Below are 18492 nucleotides of genomic sequence, written 5' to 3'. Positions count from 1 at the left end.
TGTTTTTCTGATTTTTAGCCTTAGAGCCTATCCCAGTAGGCGTTATTGGCGCAGCCAGTTTGGACACGGACAGCGCGCAAAAACCGGAGCGTACACGTAGTACGTGAGGATTTTGAGCACTGCCCAGGACCAAAATGGCAAGTAAAATAGCCCTAATGGGATAGGCTCTTAGCCTCTTTTAGTGAAGCATTAATGATGAAACCTCTTCGCCAGCAAAATCGCCAGATTATTAGCTATATTCCGCGTGTTGAACCCGCGCCGCCGGAACATGCGATAAAAATGGATACGTTTCGCGACGTCTGGATACTGCGCGGTAAATATGTTGCCTTTGTTCTGACGGGGGAGTCATTTCAACGGTCGCCCGCCTTTAGCGTGCCAGAATCGGCGCAACGTTGGGCGAATCAGGTTCGCCAGGAAAACGAAATCGCTGACTAAGAAAAAAACAAAACGCCGGTACTGGAGACCGGCGTTTTTAGTGACAGACATTTTGAGTTGCCGATCGTCGTGTCTCAGACGATGTGAACTCCCGATAATGTATTATCGATGCGCCAGTTCAGCGTCTTCTTCGCTATCGAGAATGGTTTTATCGGTCTGCTTCAGCCACTGGCTGGTCAGCGTACCCGCGGTCATTGAGCCACTCACGTTCAGTGCGGTACGGCCCATATCAATCAACGGTTCGACGGAGATTAACAGCGCGACCAGCGTGACCGGTAAGCCCATGGCAGGCAGCACAATCAGCGCGGCGAAGGTCGCGCCGCCGCCAACGCCGGCAACACCCGCCGAACTTACGGTAACGATACCCACCAGCGTGGCTATCCATACGGGGTCTAAGGGGTTGATGCCGACCGTCGGCGCAACCATTACCGCCAACATCGCAGGATAAAGACCGGCACAACCGTTTTGGCCGATGGTCGCGCCAAAAGAGGCAGCAAAGCTGGCGATGGACTCCGGCACGCCCAGGCGGAGGGTTTGCGCTTCGACATTAAGTGGAATGGAGGCGGCGCTGGAGCGGCTGGTAAAGGCAAATGTCAGCACCGGCCACACCTTGCGGAAATATTTCAGCGGGCTAATCCCGTTCACGCCCAATAGTATGCCGTGAACCACAAACATTATCGCCAGACCAAGATATGACGCTACCACGAAGCTTCCAAGCTTAATAATGTCCTGCAGATTGGAGCCAGCAACCACTTTCGTCATCAGCGCCAGTACGCCGTAAGGCGTAAGTTGCATCACCAGACGCACCAGCTTCATCACCCAGCTTTGCAGGGTATCGATAGCAACAAGCACACGCTCGCCTTTTGGCGCATCATCTTTCAGCAGTTTAAGCGCGGCCACGCCCAGGAATGCGGCGAAAATCACCACGCTGATAATAGACGTAGGATTGGCGCCAGTCAGATCCGCAAACGGATTTTTCGGTACAAAAGACAGCACCAGTTGCGGCACGCTGAGATCGGCCACTTTGCCGACATAGCTCGTCTCAATGGCATTCAGACGCGCGGTTTCCGCGCCGCCCTGAACCAGACCTTCCGCCGTCAGTCCGAACAGATTGGTGACCAGCACGCCCACCAGCGCTGCGATAAGGGTAGTAAACAGCAGCGTGCCGATAGTCAGAAAACTGATTTTCCCCAATTGAGAGGCGTTATGCAGTCGTGCCACGGCGCTTAAAATAGAGGCGAATACCAGCGGCATCACAATCATTTGTAGCAATTGCACATAACCGTTGCCGACAATATTGAACCACTGAATGGAGTCTTTTAACACCTGACTGTCAGCGCCATAAATGGTGTGCAGGGCCAGACCAAAGATCACGCCCATCACAAGGCCGACAAGCACTTTTTTAGCCAGACTCCACTGTTTATGACGGGCCTGCGCCAGTACAAACAGCAGAATGACGAACACCGCAATGTTCGCAATTAATGGAAAATTCATCCCCGTTCTCCTGATTTTTTTATTATGAAGCGCTGTGTTTTAGCGATTCTGTTCGCGCAAGATTAGCAGAACTGTGAGCTGGCTCTTATATTCAAATGGAATGGTTTATACCAAAAATGACTTTGGCGTTGATTTACTAATCAATCTGGTGATTTATAAAACGATTGAACTGCATTTGCAGGATAGTGATCATCTGCGAAGACCAGCGTATGACGTTGTTTTCCGGCATGGACTGTGGCATCCACACCGCCCAGGCAAACAACGCCATACATAAAAATCGCTCCAGTTGATTGCCTTTGCGCGGCGCCAGAATAGGCAGGCGGAAACGCCAGCGACACGGCCACAGTAAGGGAACGCCTGCGGGGGTAAGCATATCCGCGACGATATGGCTTAAATAGCCGAGTACCATGCCTTGCAGCGCATCCGCCGGGATAATCCACGTATCCGGAACCTTGAGATAAAAGGTCGCCAGTAGGGCAAAGACCGCCAGCAGACTATGGGTAAACCCCCGGTGACCGAATGCGCGGGCGATCGGTTTCGATACCCATTTCAGGCGCTGACCAAGAAAAGATTTGGGGTGGTCGATATCCGGCAGCAGACAGGTCAAAATAGCCGAAGGAATAATATGCCACCAGTCGCCGTGCGCAAGGACGGGCGTTAACTCGGCATTCTTGGCGAAAACCGCGCTGGCTATAGAAAAAAGAAGATGTCCTTCCGCCGTCATGATAAAACCCATTAAACTGTCAATTCATACAGTATAGGGTTTTTATACAGTAGGCGGAAGTGGTGACGTTGTAACTCTTTGTCTCTGTCAAAGCCGCTTGCCGTCTGGCTCAGCGGCTAATTGCCCGTTGACTTTGTTTCGGAAACATCTTAACCGAGTAGATGCGCCGCCGTCAGCTCTGTCAGCGAGTTAAGTTTGACATTCGCCAGCGCAAAGCGCGGATCATGCTGGTTTTCTTCTGCTGGCACCACAATGGCGCGCATTCGCGCCGCCTTTGCCGCGATTAAACCATTCACCGAATCCTCCAGCGCCACGCAGGTTAATGGATCAACGCCTAGTTTGGCCGCACAATCCAGATAGACCTGCGGGTGCGGTTTGCTGTAGGGCAATTTTTCCGCAGAGGCCAGCGCGTCAAAACTGTCGCGCAGCTCAAACATGGTGAGCACTTTTTCCAGCATATGCAGCGGCGATGCCGAGGCAAGCCCCACTAATAGCCCCTGCGCTTTACACAGCGCCACAGCCTCGCGCACACCCGGCAAAAGAGGGCGCGTCTCTTCGATAAGCGTAATCGCGCGGGCAATAACACGGTTTGTCACTTCCTGGCGATCGGGGCCGCTCCACGGTTGCTGCGCAAACCAGAGATCGACAACCATATCAATGCGTAGCCCAAGCGTGTCTGGTAACTCATGGCGCCGAGTAATATCTACGCCTAAACTTGCCATCACGTCCAGTTCAGCGCGATCCCAGAGCGGTTCGGAATCGATCAGTAGTCCATCCATATCGAAAATTGCAGCAAGAATTTGACGTGGGGTTGACATCACAACCTCTCCTGTTGAGATTAAAAAATAACGAATTAAGCGTTCATTATGACCATGTTCTTAGTATATCGCCCTTAAAGATCAGGCGAAAACGGGAATCAACAGGTAGACTTAGGCCAAAACGACGCGTCTTTATCAAGGGGAACTCATGACGTATCAACAAGCTGGACGCATTGCAATCCTAAAAAGAGTTGTAGGGTGGGTTATTTTTATTCCGGCACTGCTTTCCACGCTCATCTCAGTCCTTAAATTTATGTATGCGCACAGTGAAAAGCAGGAGGGGATAAATGCGGTAATGCTGGATTTTACCCACGTAATGATAGACATGATGCGCGTGAATACGCCGTTTCTGAATGTTTTTTGGTACAACTCGCCGACGCCGAATTTTCAGGGAAGCCTGAATATCGGTTTCTGGCTCATTTTTATTCTGATTTTTGTCGGGCTGGCGATGCAGGATTCCGGCGCCAGAATGAGCCGCCAGTCACGTTTTTTGCGTGAAGGCGTGGAAGATCAGTTGATTCTGGAAAAAGCAAAAGGCGCGGAAGGGCTAACGCGTGAGCAGATAGAGTCACGTATCGTGGTGCCGCACCATACCATCTTTTTACAGTTTTTCCCGCTCTATATTTTGCCGGTTATTATTATCGTGCTCGGCTACTTTTTCTTTTCCTTGTTAGGCTTCATGTAAACTGAAAAATGCCGGATAGCCCGTATCCGGCATGGGCTGTACCTATACCGCAAGCAGCCGATCCATCGCTTTTTGCGCAGTAGCCAGGTGCTGACCGCCAAACAGCCTTGCCCGATTAAGCAGGGTGTAGAGCTGGTAAATCGGCTGCCTGTCGAGAAAATCCAGCGGTAGCGGCGAAACGGACTGATAGCCGTCATAAATCTGCGGTGGCTGATCGGTATGCAGCGGCAGCATCGCCAGATCGCATTCTCTGTCGCCCCAATAGCAGGCTGGATCGAAGATATAGGGGCCGTCAGGGCCAAGCGCGCAGTTCGCCGACCATAGATCGCCATGCAAAAGAGAAGGCTGCGGTTGATGCGACGCCAGACGTTGCTGAACATGTTCAACAATGGCGTCAATATTACCAAAGGTAATGCCTTTTTCCGCGGCGAGTTCAAGTTGCCAGCCAATGCGCTGTTCGGCGAAAAAAGTCGACCAACGGCGTTGCCAGGTATTCGGCTGCGGCGTGGTAGAGAGCGCGTTGTCAAAATCGAGGCCGAATTGAGGTTGGTCGCTCCATTGGTGCAGGCGCGCCAGCTGTTGCCCAAGAATAAACGCATTATGGGCATCCAGCGGGCGGGGCGAGAGGTAGTCCATGACTAAAAAGCTGTAATCCCGATCCGAACCTACCGCCCATACCTTAGGCACAACAACGGTTTTACTGCGGGAGAGCAGCTCCAGCTGATCGGCTTCTGCGGTAAAACCGCGAAGCATTTCTCGTTCATCGCACTTCACGAAAAAATCATGGCCTGCATAACGTAAATGCCATGCGGCATGAACTTCTCCGCCTGGCAGTTCATTACGCAGTTCGATTTCGCCTTCACCGACTTGCTCGCTTAAAAGACGACTGATAGCTTGCCACATAATGTCTCTCCCCACGTTGTCTGCCAGATCATAAGGTTAGCGCAAAAATGCGGTTGAAAAATACGAACTAACGCACATCGCGGACGCGCCGCGGCGGGAATGGCACTTATTGTGCGTTTTTACTCCACGCCTCCCAGGTCGCCACGGTAATGTCGACATCCTTATCTAACGCGCTTTTCGCAAGTCCGGCGACAAGCGCTTTGATTTCATCAGCGCTCTGAGCGCTAACAAAGCCAAACGTATTGGTGCCGAGCTCATGCACATTCCCTTCATCGTCCGTTAATGTCAGCAAAAAACCGCTGCGCGTCAGATGATTATTGAGTTCGTTAATCTCGGTCAGGGAATCTTCATGGAAGGTTACGGTAATAACATAACGGGTAATATCGCCACTGGCCATCGTTCACCTCGTTGGGAGCAACTGTGTTTTTAACAGCGGCGGATGCGCCGCCCGTTAACCGATTTTCCGGTATCCCCCTCGGCGAGGGGGAAACGATTATTGCGCGGAAAGATAGGCGTATATTTTTTGGGTATCGTCACGGGAACACAGACGCGTACCTTGATTGAGCGTAGCGGCGCTGCCTGCCGCCACACCGAAGCGCACCATCTCTTCCAGCGACGCGTCTTGCGCCAGTTTTAACGTCATCGCGCCCACCATACTGTCGCCTGCGCCGACAGTACTTTGACTTTTCACCGGGGGAGGAACAACCTGGATGCAATTCTCACTGTCTATGCCCAGCGCCCCTTGCGGCCCCAGAGAGACCACTACCCGGCGAGCCTTGCCGCTTTGCACTAATTCCTGGGCCGCTTTACGCACATCATCAGGCTGCGTCAGATCGCGATTGACTAACGCGCTCAATTCTTTCAGGTTAGGTTTCACCAGTTCGATATCGCCAAGCGCCAACGCAGCGGTGAGCGCGTCGCCAGAGCTATCAATAATGCAGCGAATGCCTTGCTTCTGCGCGGCGGAAATCAGTTGCGTGAGTTTCTCGACCTTAACGCCGGGCGGAAGGCTGCCGCTGATAACCAGAATTGCCCCGGATTCAATTTCCAGTACCTGTTCTTCAAGCTGGCGAAATTCGTCATCGTCCAGCGTGGCGCCGGGCATAACAAAACGATATTGTTCGCCGCTGGACTCGACGTGGACGTGCAGGTTCTGACGCGTCCAGTCCTTCGCATCGACGGTAGACACGGGGACATTTTCGTCAGCCAGTAGTGCGACCAGATGTTCGCCGGTAGCGCCGCCAGCCGGGAAAATTGCGGTCGCGGTGCCGCCAAGATGCGCAATGGCGCGAGCGACATTAATACCCCCGCCGCCGGGTTCGAATACCGGCGCGGAGCACCGCAGTTTACCTTCGGGATAAATTTGCGGCGTGATTGTTGCGCTATCGAGAGAGGGCGCAAGCGTCAACGTATAGATACGTACCATCATTACCTCCTGTTAGGCTGATTTCAGTCTGGCACTTAATCCCCGGAAAGTGAAGGAATTAACAATATGATTTTCCGGATCTTTATTTAAAGAAGTACGATGTAAAGTTATATAAATAAATGAATGCTTCGGGAGGGTTCTTATTCAAAAAATGAAATAGTAATTGATTGCTATGTTATTCGGGGCTTCTTATAATTCGCTACCTTTCCAGGGGCGTTTGTCATTGATCCCTATGAAAGTTTCCGGGACCGTCGTGGTCTCTTTTTTAGTTGTACGGACTCTATATAAATGAAGCTTTTGAAGGCAGTACCCGCTGTAGTTATGCTGGCGGGTGGCGTGTTCGCGTCTCTGTATGCCGCCGCCGATGATTCCGTTTTTACTGTCATGGATGATCCCTCCACCGCGAAAAAACCTTTTGAAGGTAATCTGAATGCGGGCTACCTTGCTCAGTCAGGCAATACTAAAAGTTCTTCCTTAACGGCTGACACGGCGATGACCTGGTATGGACAACGTACCGCCTGGTCATTATGGGGCAATGCCAGCAATACCTCCTCTAATGATGAACGCTCTTCAGAAAAATATGCGGTAGGCGTGCGTAACCGTTTTAATATGACGGATTATGATTATACCTTTGGCCAGGCCAGTTGGCTGACAGACCGTTTCAACGGTTATCGTCAGCGCGACGTACTGACCGCCGGTTACGGGCGGCAGTTCCTTAATGGTCCAGTGCACAGCTTCCGTTTTGAATTCGGTCCTGGGGTTCGCTATGACGAACATACGGACGATACTACTGAAACGCAGCCGTTGGGTTATGCTTCCGGCAGCTATGCCTGGCAGTTAACTGACAATGCTAAGTTTACACAGGGGGTGTCAGTATTTGGCGCAGAAGACACCACACTAAATTCGGAAACAGCCCTCAATGTCGCCATTAACGAACATTTTGGTCTAAAGGTGGGGTATAATTTAACGTGGAACTCGCAGCCGCCTGAATCAGCGCCTGAACATACCGATCGCCGCACTACGGTAACGCTGGGCTATAAGATGTAATATTGCGCCGGGTTACGTTACGTAACCCGGTTATTCCGTGGTGACGCCTCAGAAGAAGAAGGTGATGTCGCCGTTGATATAAGAATAGTCGTCTCCGGTGCGAAATTCCGACGTGACTTTGTTTAAAGAAAGAGAAAATGCGACGGGAGAATAGCCGATGGTGGCACCGACGCGATATTCATCCACGGTTTTATTAATATCCACCGTTTCCATTTTTGTTTGCAGCGTTTTCCCCTGTAACGTGTAGTTTTTATCAACTTCCCTGCGCTCAACGCCAGCAAATACTTTATAGATCAATCCCTCTTTTTGAGTGTGTATTAACCCTCGGCGGGACAGTAACCCAAACCCATTATCAGAGTTGAAGGTCTTATCATTTCCCAGCGCAACGGTTGCGCCGTATCCTAAATACTGGAAGAGATTGCCGCCGACAGCAGAGACTTCTGGATAGAAGCCCACATTGACACCCAGAATATCAATAGCTGGCGTAAGGGAGACCATTCCTTTTGCCGTATAACCATAACGGTTTTCAATTTGATCCTGCCAGGCAGGGTATTTTTCTGCGCCTATTATTCGATGCGCCCGATTCTGAACCTCCTGACCGCCTGCGTCAGGACCAATAACGCCGATATCGGTACCTAAACGATAACGTAACCAATTGGTGGCTAATGAATTCCACTCCAGTCCGGTATGAAGAAAGGCGCTGAACGCGCGGTCGCCTTTGACGGCTTCAGGCTTTCTCTTACTGGCACCTGATGGAGAATAAATATCTTGCGCGATATGAAAAGAGAGTTGACTGGCGTCAGTGAGATCGTGGCTGTAGCCTAAAAAGAGCCCGGCAGTATAATCACCCCGGTCTGCAGCCTTGTGCCCATAAAGGGCATTTAAGGATGGTTGAAATATACCTGCATCATCATTCGCCACTGAAATAGCAAGGCTACTGGCATTGGCCATTGTGGTCGTACTGAGTATGGCGGCAATCATCGTTGCGCAATAGCTGTATTTGTTCACTTTTTACCCCTGAATATGAAAGTGAATACTCTTATTTTTACAAAGTAATAAGCACAGCAGCATGATGCGCAGTGCTTATTAAACCTTTAAATATAACTAAACTCCTGCCAGCAGCGAGTCATTGAGAGGATACGTTGCCTTAATGTTGAAAAATGGTGTTGAAAAACATGCGTCAGATATTATTGAATATCCATTTTTCATTCGCTATCTGAGTGCGAGAAATTATTGGCTTCACGATTATGCATATAATACGATGTTTTTTGGTATCAATATGAATATCACGTTGTATTCTTTTGAGCTCATTTTCTATGATGGCTTCGATGTTTATCTGTTATTAATTTTTACCGTGATAGTGTTGTCTTTAATGATGAGAGTATCTAACGGCTGGCAGGGTAATATAACCAAATTATTACTATCTGAATTATTAGGGCAGTTATTATTAAGGAAGCAAAAGTGAATAAGACCATTAATCTGCTAAAATTACTGCCCGTAGTATTATTAAGCGCATGTACTACATCGTATCCTCCCCAGGATACAACATCGGCACCCGAGTTACCCCATCGTAACGTACTCGTTCAGCAACCTGATAACTGTAGCGTTGGCTGTCCTCAAGGAGGAAGTCAACAAACAATCTATCGCCATGTCTATACGCTCAATAATAATAGCGCCACGAAATTTGCCAACTGGGTTGCCTATAGCGTGACAAAGACCAGCCAGGCAAGCGGTCGCCCGCGGAACTGGGCGCAGGACCCCGATTTACCGCCCTCGGATACGTTGGCCCCTTCGGCCTATAAAAATGCCCATACGCTATTAAAAGTCGACAGGGGACACCAGGCGCCGTTGGCAGGATTGGGCGGCGTTTCGGACTGGCCGTCGTTAAATTATTTATCGAATATTACGCCGCAGAAATCCGCCCTGAACCAGGGAGCATGGGCTGCACTGGAAAACCGGGTGCGCGAACTTGCCAAACAGGCTGATGTATCTGTAGTGCACGTAGTGACCGGCCCCCTTTTTGAGCGGCATATCGCCACATTGCCAGAAGATGCGACGGTAGAAATTCCCAGCGGGTACTGGAAGGTTTTATTCACCGGAACGGCGCCGTCAAAAAGTGAAGGAAATTACGCTGCGTTTATTATGGATCAGAATACACCCCGTTCGGCGAATTTTTGCGACTATCAGGTTACCGTGGAGGCTATCGAACATAAAACGAAGCCAGTGCTGACGCTGTGGTCTGCCTTGCCTGAAGCGGTAGCCAGCGAGGTGAAAACGACAAAGGGGAGTCTGGCGCAGAAGTTAGGTTGTCGATGAGAAGCGCTATACGGCGCGTAGAAAGATAATGGAGAAATCCTGTCAAGGGTCTTGATTTGCTACAGAGTGATGCAATCTCCCTTTTTTTAGTGTTACCATCGTCATGCCGGACGAAAATAGCGATTTTCGTCTGTGTCGAAGGTTGTGCGCCAATTTAGCAATGGTTGGCTAGATGGATACACAACTCACTGTCAATAAATTCATTTTCTCTTTGTATGTGATCTTGCGTATGGGTCACCACTGCAAATAAGGATATTACATGCCTGTTATTACTCTTCCTGATGGCAGCCAACGCCATTATGACCACCCTGTAAGCCCGATGGATGTTGCTCTGGACATTGGTCCTGGCCTGGCGAAAGCCACCATTGCGGGCCGTGTGAATGGCGAGCTGGTTGATGCTTCCGATCTGATTGAAAATGATGCGACGCTTTCCATCATCACCGCAAAAGATGAAGAGGGTCTGGAGATCATTCGTCACTCTTGCGCGCATCTGTTAGGTCACGCTATCAAGCAACTTTGGCCGCACACGAAAATGGCGATCGGCCCGGTTGTCGACAACGGTTTTTACTATGACGTTGATCTTGACCGCACGCTAACTCAGGAAGATGTCGAAGCGCTCGAAAAGCGGATGCATGAGCTCGCCGAGAAAAATTACGACGTTATCAAGAAGAAAGTCAGCTGGCACGAAGCGCGTGAAACCTTCGTGAAGCGTGGTGAAAGCTACAAAGTTTCCATTCTTGATGAAAACATTGCTCATGATGACAAGCCAGGCTTGTACCATCATGAAGAATATGTCGACATGTGTCGTGGTCCGCACGTGCCGAATATGCGTTTCTGCCATCACTTTAAACTGATGAAAACTGCCGGCGCATACTGGCGCGGTGACAGCAATAATAAGATGTTGCAGCGTATTTACGGTACGGCATGGGCAGATAAAAAAGCCCTGAACGCTTATCTGCAGCGCCTGGAAGAGGCCGCAAAACGCGACCACCGTAAAATTGGTAAGCAGCTCGACCTGTATCATATGCAGGAAGAAGCGCCGGGCATGGTGTTCTGGCATAACGACGGCTGGACTATCTTCCGCGAGCTGGAGGTCTTTGTTCGTTCTAAACTCAAAGAGTACCAGTATCAAGAAGTTAAAGGCCCGTTCATGATGGACCGTGTGCTGTGGGAAAAAACCGGGCACTGGGACAACTATAAAGATGCGATGTTCACCACATCCTCAGAAAACCGCGAATATTGCATCAAGCCGATGAACTGCCCGGGCCACGTTCAGATCTTTAACCAGGGTCTGAAATCCTATCGTGATTTGCCGCTGCGTATGGCGGAATTCGGTAGCTGCCACCGTAACGAGCCATCAGGCGCGCTGCATGGTCTGATGCGCGTACGCGGCTTTACGCAGGATGATGCGCATATCTTCTGCACCGAAGAGCAGATCCGCGATGAAGTTAACGCTTGTATTCGTATGGTCTACGATATGTACAGCACCTTTGGCTTCGAGAAGATCGTCGTCAAGCTTTCCACTCGTCCTGATAAGCGTATCGGCAGCGATGAGATGTGGGATCGTGCTGAGGCGGATCTGGCGGTTGCGCTGGAAGAAAATAATATCCCGTTTGAGTATCAACTGGGTGAAGGCGCATTCTACGGTCCGAAAATTGAATTTACCTTATATGACTGCCTCGATCGTGCATGGCAGTGCGGTACAGTACAGCTGGACTTCTCCTTACCGTCTCGTCTGAGCGCCTCCTATGTAGGCGAAGACAACGAGCGTAAGGTGCCGGTAATGATTCACCGTGCGATTCTTGGGTCGATGGAACGTTTCATCGGTATCCTGACCGAAGAGTTCGCTGGTTTCTTCCCGACATGGCTCGCGCCTGTTCAGGTAGTCGTGATGAATATTACCGATTCGCAGTCTGAATACGTTAACGAATTGACGCAGAAACTACAAAATGCGGGCATTCGTGTAAAAGCAGACTTGAGAAATGAGAAGATTGGCTTTAAAATCCGCGAGCACACTTTACGTCGTGTCCCTTATATGTTGGTCTGTGGTGATAAAGAGGTGGAAGCAGGCAAAGTTGCCGTTCGCACCCGCCGCGGTAAAGACCTGGGCAGTCTGGACGTAAATGACGTGATTGAGAAGCTGCAACAAGAGATTCGCAGCCGCAGTCTTCAACAACTGGAGGAATAAAGTATTAAAGGCGGAAAACGAGTTCAAACGGCGCGTCCGAATCGTATTAATAGCGAAATTCGCGCGCAAGAAGTTCGCTTAACAGGTCTGGAAGGCGAGCAGCTTGGTATTGTGAGTCTGAGAGAAGCTCTGGAAAAAGCTGAAGAAGCCGGAGTAGACTTAGTCGAAATCAGCCCTAACGCCGAGCCGCCGGTTTGTCGTATAATGGATTACGGCAAATTCCTCTATGAAAAGAGTAAGTCTTCTAAGGAACAGAAGAAAAAGCAAAAAGTTATCCAGGTGAAGGAAATTAAATTCCGTCCTGGGACAGATGAAGGCGACTATCAGGTAAAACTCCGCAGCCTGATTCGCTTTCTCGAAGAGGGCGATAAGGCCAAAATCACGCTGCGTTTCCGCGGTCGTGAAATGGCCCACCAGCAAATCGGTATGGAAGTGCTTAATCGCGTGAAAGACGATTTGCAAGAACTGGCAGTGGTCGAATCCTTCCCAACGAAGATCGAAGGCCGTCAGATGATCATGGTGCTTGCTCCTAAGAAGAAACAGTAAGGCCTTCAAGTAACAATTCTGTGAAGCCTTCGGGCTTCACAGGTTTTGTTCGCCTATGTTTCGTTTATTAACAATGCGAAGTGGAAGTTATTAAAATGCCAAAAATTAAGACCGTACGCGGTGCTGCTAAGCGCTTCAAAAAAACCGGTAAAGGTGGTTTTAAGCACAAGCACGCTAACCTGCGTCACATTCTGACCAAAAAAGCGACTAAACGTAAACGTCACCTGCGTCCGAAAGCCATGGTTTCTAAAGGCGATCTGGGCCTGGTTATCGCGTGCCTGCCGTACGCATAAGCCGTTAACGTTTTTAACTTTTTAATTAGAATAGATACAGGAGAGCACATATGGCTCGCGTAAAACGTGGTGTAATTGCACGCGCACGTCACAAGAAAATTTTGAAACAAGCCAAAGGCTACTACGGTGCGCGTTCTCGCGTATACCGCGTTGCCTTCCAGGCAGTTATCAAAGCTGGTCAGTATGCTTACCGTGACCGTCGTCAACGTAAGCGTCAGTTCCGTCAACTGTGGATTGCGCGTATCAACGCAGCAGCACGTCAGAACGGTATTTCTTACAGCAAATTCATCAACGGCCTGAAAAAAGCCTCTGTTGAAATCGACCGTAAGATCCTGGCTGATATCGCCGTATTCGACAAAGTCGCGTTCACCGCGCTGGTTGAAAAAGCGAAAGCAGCTCTGGCATAAGCCAGTGAAAAGAGGGAGCCTGGCTCCCTCTCTTTTATTTACTGTTCAGTGAGTTGACAATTGACCTGTAACCCTTTTCAATAAAGGATATTCGGTTTTACCACATAAGGTAACGCAAGCATGAACGCTGCTATTTTCCGTTTCTTTTTTTACTTTAGCACCTGATCCCAGGAGGCTAGCGCGTGAAAAACGAAACGAAAAACAGCGCAAAAAAGCCTCCTGATGGAGGCTTTTTTTGTATCTGAAATCGAGAGATTACGTCCAATGAACCGGTGTCTTCACCGACACAATGAGGAAAACCATGTCACATCTCGCAGAGCTGGTTGCCAATGCAGCGGCCGCCATTAACCAGGCGTCAGATGTTGCCGCGTTAGACAATGTACGCGTCGAATATTTGGGCAAGAAAGGGCATTTAACCCTTCAGATGACGACCCTACGCGATCTGCCGCCGGAAGAGCGTCCGGCAGCCGGGGCAGTCATTAACGCCGCGAAAGAGCAGGTACAACAGGCTCTTAACGCGCGTAAAGCCGAGCTGGAAAGCGCAGCGCTTAACGCCCGTCTGGCCGCTGAAACCATCGATATCTCCCTGCCGGGGCGCCGTATTGAGAACGGCGGTCTGCATCCGGTCACGCGTACCATTGACCGTATTGAAAGTTTCTTCGGCGAGCTTGGTTTTACCGTGGCGACTGGCCCGGAAATCGAAGATGACTACCATAACTTCGATGCGTTAAACATTCCGGGTCATCATCCGGCCCGCGCCGATCATGATACCTTCTGGTTTGACGCGACCCGTCTGCTGCGGACCCAGACGTCTGGCGTCCAGATCCGGACGATGAAAGCGCAGCAACCGCCGATCCGTATTATTGCGCCGGGCCGTGTATACCGTAATGACTACGACCAGACGCATACTCCGATGTTCCATCAGATGGAAGGTCTGATTGTTGATACCAACATCAGCTTCACCAACCTCAAAGGTACGCTGCACGACTTCCTGCGTAATTTCTTTGAGGAGGATCTGCAGATTCGCTTCCGTCCTTCTTATTTTCCGTTTACCGAACCTTCTGCGGAAGTGGATGTGATGGGTAAAAACGGCAAATGGCTGGAAGTGCTGGGCTGTGGGATGGTGCATCCGAATGTGCTGCGTAATGTCGGTATCGATCCGGAAATCTATTCTGGCTTCGCTTTTGGTATGGGGATGGAACGTCTGACCATGTTGCGTTACGGCGTCACCGACCTGCGTTCATTCTTCGAAAACGATCTGCGTTTCCTCAAACAGTTTAAATAAAGGCAGGATAAAACAATGAAATTCAGCGAACTGTGGTTACGCGAGTGGGTTAACCCGGCAATTGATAGCGATGCGTTGGCTAACCAGATTACGATGGCTGGCCTGGAAGTAGACGGCGTTGAGCCGGTCGCGGGAAGCTTCAATGGCGTTGTGGTTGGGGAAGTGGTTGAGTGCGCCCAGCATCCGAACGCTGACAAATTGCGTGTAACGAAAGTCAACGTCGGCGGAGAACGCCTGTTGGATATCGTCTGCGGCGCGCCAAACTGTCGTCAGGGGCTGAAAGTAGCGGTGGCCACCATTGGCGCTATTCTGCCGGGCGATTTCAAAATTAAAGCGGCGAAACTGCGCGGCGAACCGTCTGAAGGGATGCTGTGCTCCTTCTCCGAACTGGGGATTTCCGACGATCACAGCGGCATTATCGAACTGCCGGCGGATGCGCCGCTGGGTACCGATATCCGTGAATACCTGAAGCTTGACGACAATACCATCGAAATTAGCGTCACGCCGAACCGTGCGGATTGCTTAGGTATCATCGGCGTTGCGCGTGATGTGGCGGTACTGAACAAAGCGCCGCTCCAGGAGCCTGAAATGGCGCCGGTTACGGCAACTATCAGCGATACGCTGCCGATTACAGTAGAGGCCGCTGATGCGTGTCCACGTTATCTGGGCCGGGTGGTAAAAGGCATCAATGTTAACGCGCCGACGCCGCTGTGGATGAAAGAGAAATTGCGTCGCTGCGGTATTCGCTCCATCGATGCGGTGGTTGACGTCACGAACTATGTGCTGCTCGAACTGGGTCAGCCAATGCATGCTTTCGATAAAGATCGCATTGATGGCGGTATTGTCGTGCGGATGGCAAAAGAGGGTGAAACCGTCGTCCTGCTGGACGGTAGCGAAGCGACGTTAAATGCGGACACGCTGGTGATCGCCGATCACCATAAGGCGCTGGGGATAGCCGGTATTTTTGGCGGCGAACATTCCGGCGTGAACGGCGAAACGCAAAATGTGCTGCTGGAATGTGCGTACTTTAATCCGCTGTCTATCACCGGTCGCGCTCGCCGCCACGGTCTGCATACCGATGCGTCTCACCGCTACGAGCGCGGGGTGGACCCGGCGCTGCAATATAAAGCGATAGAGCGCGCTACTCGTCTGCTTCTTGATATCTGTGGCGGTGATGCGGGTCCGATAATTGATGTGAGCAACGAAGCAACGTTGCCGAAACGCGCCACCATTACGCTGCGTCGCAGTAAACTGGATCGCCTGATCGGGCATCATATTGCGGATGAGCAGGTCAGTGATATTCTGCGTCGTCTGGGCTGTGAAGTGACCGAAGGGCAGGACGAGTGGAAAGCCGTGGCGCCGACCTGGCGTTTCGATATGGAGATTGAAGAAGATCTGGTGGAAGAGGTGGCCCGCGTTTACGGCTATAACAATATTCCGGACGAGCCAATCCAGGCCGGTTTAATCATGGGAACGCATCGTGAAGCCGATCTGTCGTTGAAGCGGGTTAAAACCATGCTGAACGACAAAGGCTATCAGGAAGTGATTACCTATAGCTTTGTCGATCCTAAAGTACAACAGCTCATCCATCCCGGCGCAGAAGCGCTGCTGCTGCCGAACCCTATCTCCGTTGAGATGTCGGCGATGCGTCTGTCGCTGTGGAGCGGATTGTTGGCGACGGTGGTCTATAACCAAAACCGTCAGCAGAATCGCGTGCGTATTTTTGAAACCGGTTTACGTTTCGTTCCGGATACACAAGCCAATCTGGGTATTCGACAGGATCTGATGCTGGCTGGCGTGATTTGCGGTAACCGCTATGATGAGCACTGGAACCTGGCAAAAGAGACCGTTGATTTCTATGATTTGAAAGGCGATCTGGAAGCAGTATTGGATTTAACCGGCAAACTGGGTGATATCCAGTTTAAGGCGGAGATGAATCCGGCTCTGCATCCGGGACAGTCTGCGGCGATTTATCTGAAAGATGAACGTATTGGTTTTATTGGGGTTGTTCACCCTGAACTGGAACGTAAACTGGATCTGAATGGTCGTACGCTGGTGTTTGAACTGGAATGGAATAAGCTCGCAGACCGTATCGTGCCGCAGGCGCGGGAGATTTCACGCTTCCCGGCCAACCGTCGCGATATTGCGGTTGTTGTTGCAGAAAACGTTCCCGCAGCGGATATTTTATCCGAATGTAAGAAAGTTGGCGTAAATCAGGTAGTTGGCGTAAACTTATTTGACGTGTACCGCGGTAAGGGTGTTGCGGAGGGTTATAAGAGCCTCGCTATCAGCCTGATCCTTCAGGATACCAACCGTACACTCGAAGAAGAGGAGATTGCCGCTACCGTCGCCAAATGTGTAGAGGCATTAAAAGAGCGATTCCAGGCATCATTGAGGGATTGAACCTATGGCGCTTACAAAAGCTGAAATGTCAGAATATCTGTTTGATAAGCTTGGGCTTAGCAAGCGGGATGCCAAAGAACTGGTTGAACTGTTTTTCGAAGAGATCCGTCGTGCTCTGGAAAACGGTGAGCAGGTGAAACTCTCTGGTTTTGGTAACTTCGATCTGCGTGATAAAAATCAACGTCCGGGGCGTAACCCGAAAACGGGTGAAGATATTCCTATTACAGCACGGCGCGTGGTGACCTTCAGACCCGGGCAGAAGTTAAAGAGCCGGGTCGAAAACGCTTCGCCCAAAGAAGAGTAATCAGATCCAGGCATAACATCCATCAGGGTGTATTGCGGCAGATACGCTGCCATCCCGAAAGTAGATCAGCGGGATGACAGCGTATCTGTCAGCCTGAAAGATGACCCGTATAACTAAAAAGGCCGCATTGCGGCCTTTTTTCTTTCAAGTAAAGGATACCCACCGTAAAATCACGCTACCTCTTTTCAGCTGAATGGATAACATGCTGACTTTTGCCCGCCAACAACAGCGACGAAACGTTCGCTGGCTTCTGAGCCTGTCACTGCTGGTGCTACTGGCTACACTTCTGAGCTTATGCGCAGGCGAACAGTGGATTGCCCCCGGTGACTGGTTAAGCGCCCGGGGGGAACTGTTTGTCTGGCAAATTCGCCTTCCCCGCACGCTTGCGGTATTGCTGGTTGGCGCTGCGCTGGCGCTATCTGGCGCTGTGATGCAGGCGCTGTTTGAAAACCCACTTGCTGAACCGGGTCTGCTCGGCGTTTCGAATGGGGCCGGTGTTGGGCTTATTGCCGCCGTCTTACTGGGGCAGGGGCAACTGCCAGGATGGGCGCTGGGGCTGTGCGCTATAGCCGGCGCGCTCATTATTACGTTAATCCTGCTGCGTTTTGCGCGTCGCCATCTTTCTACCAGCCGCTTGTTGTTGGCGGGCGTCGCGCTGGGCATTATCTGTAGCGCGCTGATGACGTGGGCTATCTATTTTTCCACCTCTTTCGATCTGCGGCAATTAATGTACTGGATGATGGGAGGATTTGGCGGCGTTGACTGGCAGCAGAGCTGGCTAATGATTGCGCTCATCCCGGTACTGATCTGGATATGTTGCCAGTCGCAACCGCTGAATATGCTGGCGCTAGGGGAAACCTCGGCGCGGCAGCTTGGCCTGCCGCTGTGGTTCTGGCGCAATTTGTTGGTCATCGCCACCGGCTGGATGGTGGGCGTCAGCGTGGCGATGGCGGGGGCGATTGGTTTTATCGGTCTGGTTATTCCGCACATCCTGCGCTTATGTGGTTTAACCGATCACCGGGTTTTACTTCCCGGCTGCGCGCTGGCCGGGGCTATCGCCCTGCTATTGGCTGATGTGGTCGCCCGACTGGCGCTGGCGTCGGCTGAACTGCCTATCGGGGTGGTCACCGCCACATTGGGGGCGCCAGTGTTTATCTGGCTGCTACTCAAATCCGCGCGTTAGCGCATCGGTAAACAACTGCTTTCATCATTCGCAGT

The 18492-nt window shown here is 51.0% G+C and carries 21 protein-coding genes and 1 other annotated feature; of the genes, 14 read left to right on the top strand and 7 right to left on the bottom strand.

The genetic code is table 11. The features are described 5' to 3' along the window. The first annotated feature begins 192 nt into the window (after positions 1–192). Positions 193–435, top strand: coding sequence for a cell division activator CedA (gene cedA / locus EOS97_RS22815; RefSeq protein ID WP_000977510.1), 243 nt, complete (start codon positions 193–195; stop codon positions 433–435). Positions 436–537: 102 nt separating this feature from the next. On the opposite strand, the gene tcyP is transcribed toward cedA, so the two are convergent. From tcyP to hxpB, 3 genes are all read right to left on the bottom strand, one after another. Next, complete coding sequence (gene tcyP / locus EOS97_RS22810) at positions 538–1929, bottom strand: cystine/sulfocysteine:cation symporter (RefSeq protein WP_001010653.1); 1392 nt, start codon at positions 1927–1929, stop codon at positions 538–540. Positions 1930–2065: 136 nt separating this feature from the next. Then, complete coding sequence (locus tag EOS97_RS22805; RefSeq protein WP_000505804.1) at positions 2066–2665, bottom strand: metal-dependent hydrolase; 600 nt, start codon at positions 2663–2665, stop codon at positions 2066–2068. A gap of 137 nt (positions 2666–2802) precedes the next feature. Beyond that, a complete protein-coding gene (gene hxpB, locus EOS97_RS22800) occupies positions 2803–3471 on the bottom strand; it encodes a hexitol phosphatase HxpB (protein WP_000106854.1) in 669 nt (222 codons plus the stop codon). 148 nt (positions 3472–3619) lie between these two features. Here hxpB and EOS97_RS22795 point away from each other — a divergent pair, with 148 nt between their 5' ends. Next, positions 3620–4156 (top strand): YniB family protein, encoded by a 537-nt coding sequence (locus EOS97_RS22795; RefSeq protein WP_000222158.1) that lies wholly within the window; start codon positions 3620–3622, stop codon positions 4154–4156. Between the two features lie 42 nt (positions 4157–4198). On the opposite strand, the gene EOS97_RS22790 is transcribed toward EOS97_RS22795, so the two are convergent. The 3 genes from EOS97_RS22790 to pfkB form a co-directional block, all read right to left on the bottom strand. After that, complete coding sequence (locus EOS97_RS22790; protein ID WP_000267686.1) at positions 4199–5059, bottom strand: fructosamine kinase family protein; 861 nt, start codon at positions 5057–5059, stop codon at positions 4199–4201. 106 nt (positions 5060–5165) lie between these two features. Further along, positions 5166–5456: a type V toxin-antitoxin system endoribonuclease antitoxin GhoS gene (gene ghoS, locus EOS97_RS22785; protein ID WP_000146133.1), complete on the bottom strand. Its 291-nt coding sequence runs from the start codon at positions 5454–5456 to the stop codon at positions 5166–5168. Between the two features lie 96 nt (positions 5457–5552). Further along, positions 5553–6485, bottom strand: coding sequence for a 6-phosphofructokinase II (gene pfkB, locus EOS97_RS22780; RefSeq protein ID WP_000251707.1), 933 nt, complete (start codon positions 6483–6485; stop codon positions 5553–5555). A 288-nt stretch (positions 6486–6773) separates the two neighbouring features. Here pfkB and EOS97_RS22775 point away from each other — a divergent pair, with 288 nt between their 5' ends. Beyond that, complete coding sequence (locus EOS97_RS22775) at positions 6774–7532, top strand: YdiY family protein (RefSeq protein ID WP_000770984.1); 759 nt, start codon at positions 6774–6776, stop codon at positions 7530–7532. A 48-nt stretch (positions 7533–7580) separates the two neighbouring features. On the opposite strand, the gene EOS97_RS22770 is transcribed toward EOS97_RS22775, so the two are convergent. Then, entirely contained in the window at positions 7581–8540 is a 960-nt protein-coding gene (locus EOS97_RS22770) for a lipid A deacylase LpxR family protein (protein ID WP_001046436.1), read from the bottom strand. 142 nt (positions 8541–8682) lie between these two features. Between EOS97_RS22770 and EOS97_RS22765 the strand changes: the two genes are divergently transcribed. From EOS97_RS22765 to btuC, 11 genes are all read left to right on the top strand, one after another. Beyond that, the gene (locus EOS97_RS22765) at positions 8683–8997 is read left to right on the top strand and encodes a hypothetical protein (protein ID WP_000916604.1); all 315 of its coding nucleotides are present in this window, start codon (positions 8683–8685) and stop codon (positions 8995–8997) included. After that, the gene (locus EOS97_RS22760) at positions 8994–9848 is read left to right on the top strand and encodes a DNA/RNA non-specific endonuclease (protein ID WP_001044093.1); all 855 of its coding nucleotides are present in this window, start codon (positions 8994–8996) and stop codon (positions 9846–9848) included. The genes EOS97_RS22765 and EOS97_RS22760 overlap by 4 nt, the downstream gene beginning before the upstream one ends. A gap of 259 nt (positions 9849–10107) precedes the next feature. Then, positions 10108–12036 carry a threonine--tRNA ligase gene (thrS, locus tag EOS97_RS22755; protein ID WP_001144226.1) on the top strand — a complete coding sequence of 643 codons (1929 nt, stop codon included), beginning with the start codon at positions 10108–10110 and terminating at the stop codon, positions 12034–12036. 3 nt (positions 12037–12039) lie between these two features. Then, positions 12040–12582, top strand: coding sequence for a translation initiation factor IF-3 (gene infC, locus EOS97_RS22750; RefSeq protein WP_001574431.1), 543 nt, complete (start codon positions 12040–12042; stop codon positions 12580–12582). 95 nt (positions 12583–12677) lie between these two features. After that, positions 12678–12875, top strand: a complete 198-nt coding sequence (gene rpmI / locus EOS97_RS22745) for a 50S ribosomal protein L35 (RefSeq protein ID WP_001124225.1) — start codon at positions 12678–12680, stop codon at positions 12873–12875. Positions 12876–12925: 50 nt separating this feature from the next. After that, positions 12926–13282, top strand: coding sequence for a 50S ribosomal protein L20 (gene rplT, locus EOS97_RS22740; protein ID WP_000124850.1), 357 nt, complete (start codon positions 12926–12928; stop codon positions 13280–13282). Positions 13283–13397: 115 nt separating this feature from the next. Then, positions 13398–13521 (top strand) — a sequence feature (Phe leader region). Beyond that, on the top strand, positions 13403–13447 hold the full coding sequence (gene pheM / locus EOS97_RS22735) for a pheST operon leader peptide PheM (protein ID WP_001386830.1): 45 nt from the start codon (positions 13403–13405) through the stop codon (positions 13445–13447). (Overlaps the previous feature by 45 nt.) Positions 13522–13583: 62 nt before the next feature. Further along, positions 13584–14567, top strand: a complete 984-nt coding sequence (pheS, locus tag EOS97_RS22730) for a phenylalanine--tRNA ligase subunit alpha (RefSeq protein WP_000018570.1) — start codon at positions 13584–13586, stop codon at positions 14565–14567. A 15-nt stretch (positions 14568–14582) separates the two neighbouring features. Beyond that, positions 14583–16970 (top strand): phenylalanine--tRNA ligase subunit beta, encoded by a 2388-nt coding sequence (gene pheT, locus EOS97_RS22725; RefSeq protein ID WP_000672402.1) that lies wholly within the window; start codon positions 14583–14585, stop codon positions 16968–16970. Positions 16971–16974: 4 nt separating this feature from the next. Next, the gene (ihfA, locus tag EOS97_RS22720) at positions 16975–17274 is read left to right on the top strand and encodes an integration host factor subunit alpha (RefSeq protein WP_001229266.1); all 300 of its coding nucleotides are present in this window, start codon (positions 16975–16977) and stop codon (positions 17272–17274) included. 202 nt (positions 17275–17476) lie between these two features. Beyond that, the gene (btuC, locus tag EOS97_RS22715) at positions 17477–18457 is read left to right on the top strand and encodes a vitamin B12 ABC transporter permease BtuC (RefSeq protein ID WP_000954982.1); all 981 of its coding nucleotides are present in this window, start codon (positions 17477–17479) and stop codon (positions 18455–18457) included. Positions 18458–18492: the final 35 nt, after the last annotated feature.

Source organism: Salmonella sp. SSDFZ54, from assembly GCF_004010735.1.
GTDB classification, from domain to species: Bacteria; Pseudomonadota; Gammaproteobacteria; order Enterobacterales; family Enterobacteriaceae; genus Salmonella; species Salmonella enterica.
This window is presented reverse-complemented; position numbering and strand designations above follow the sequence as displayed.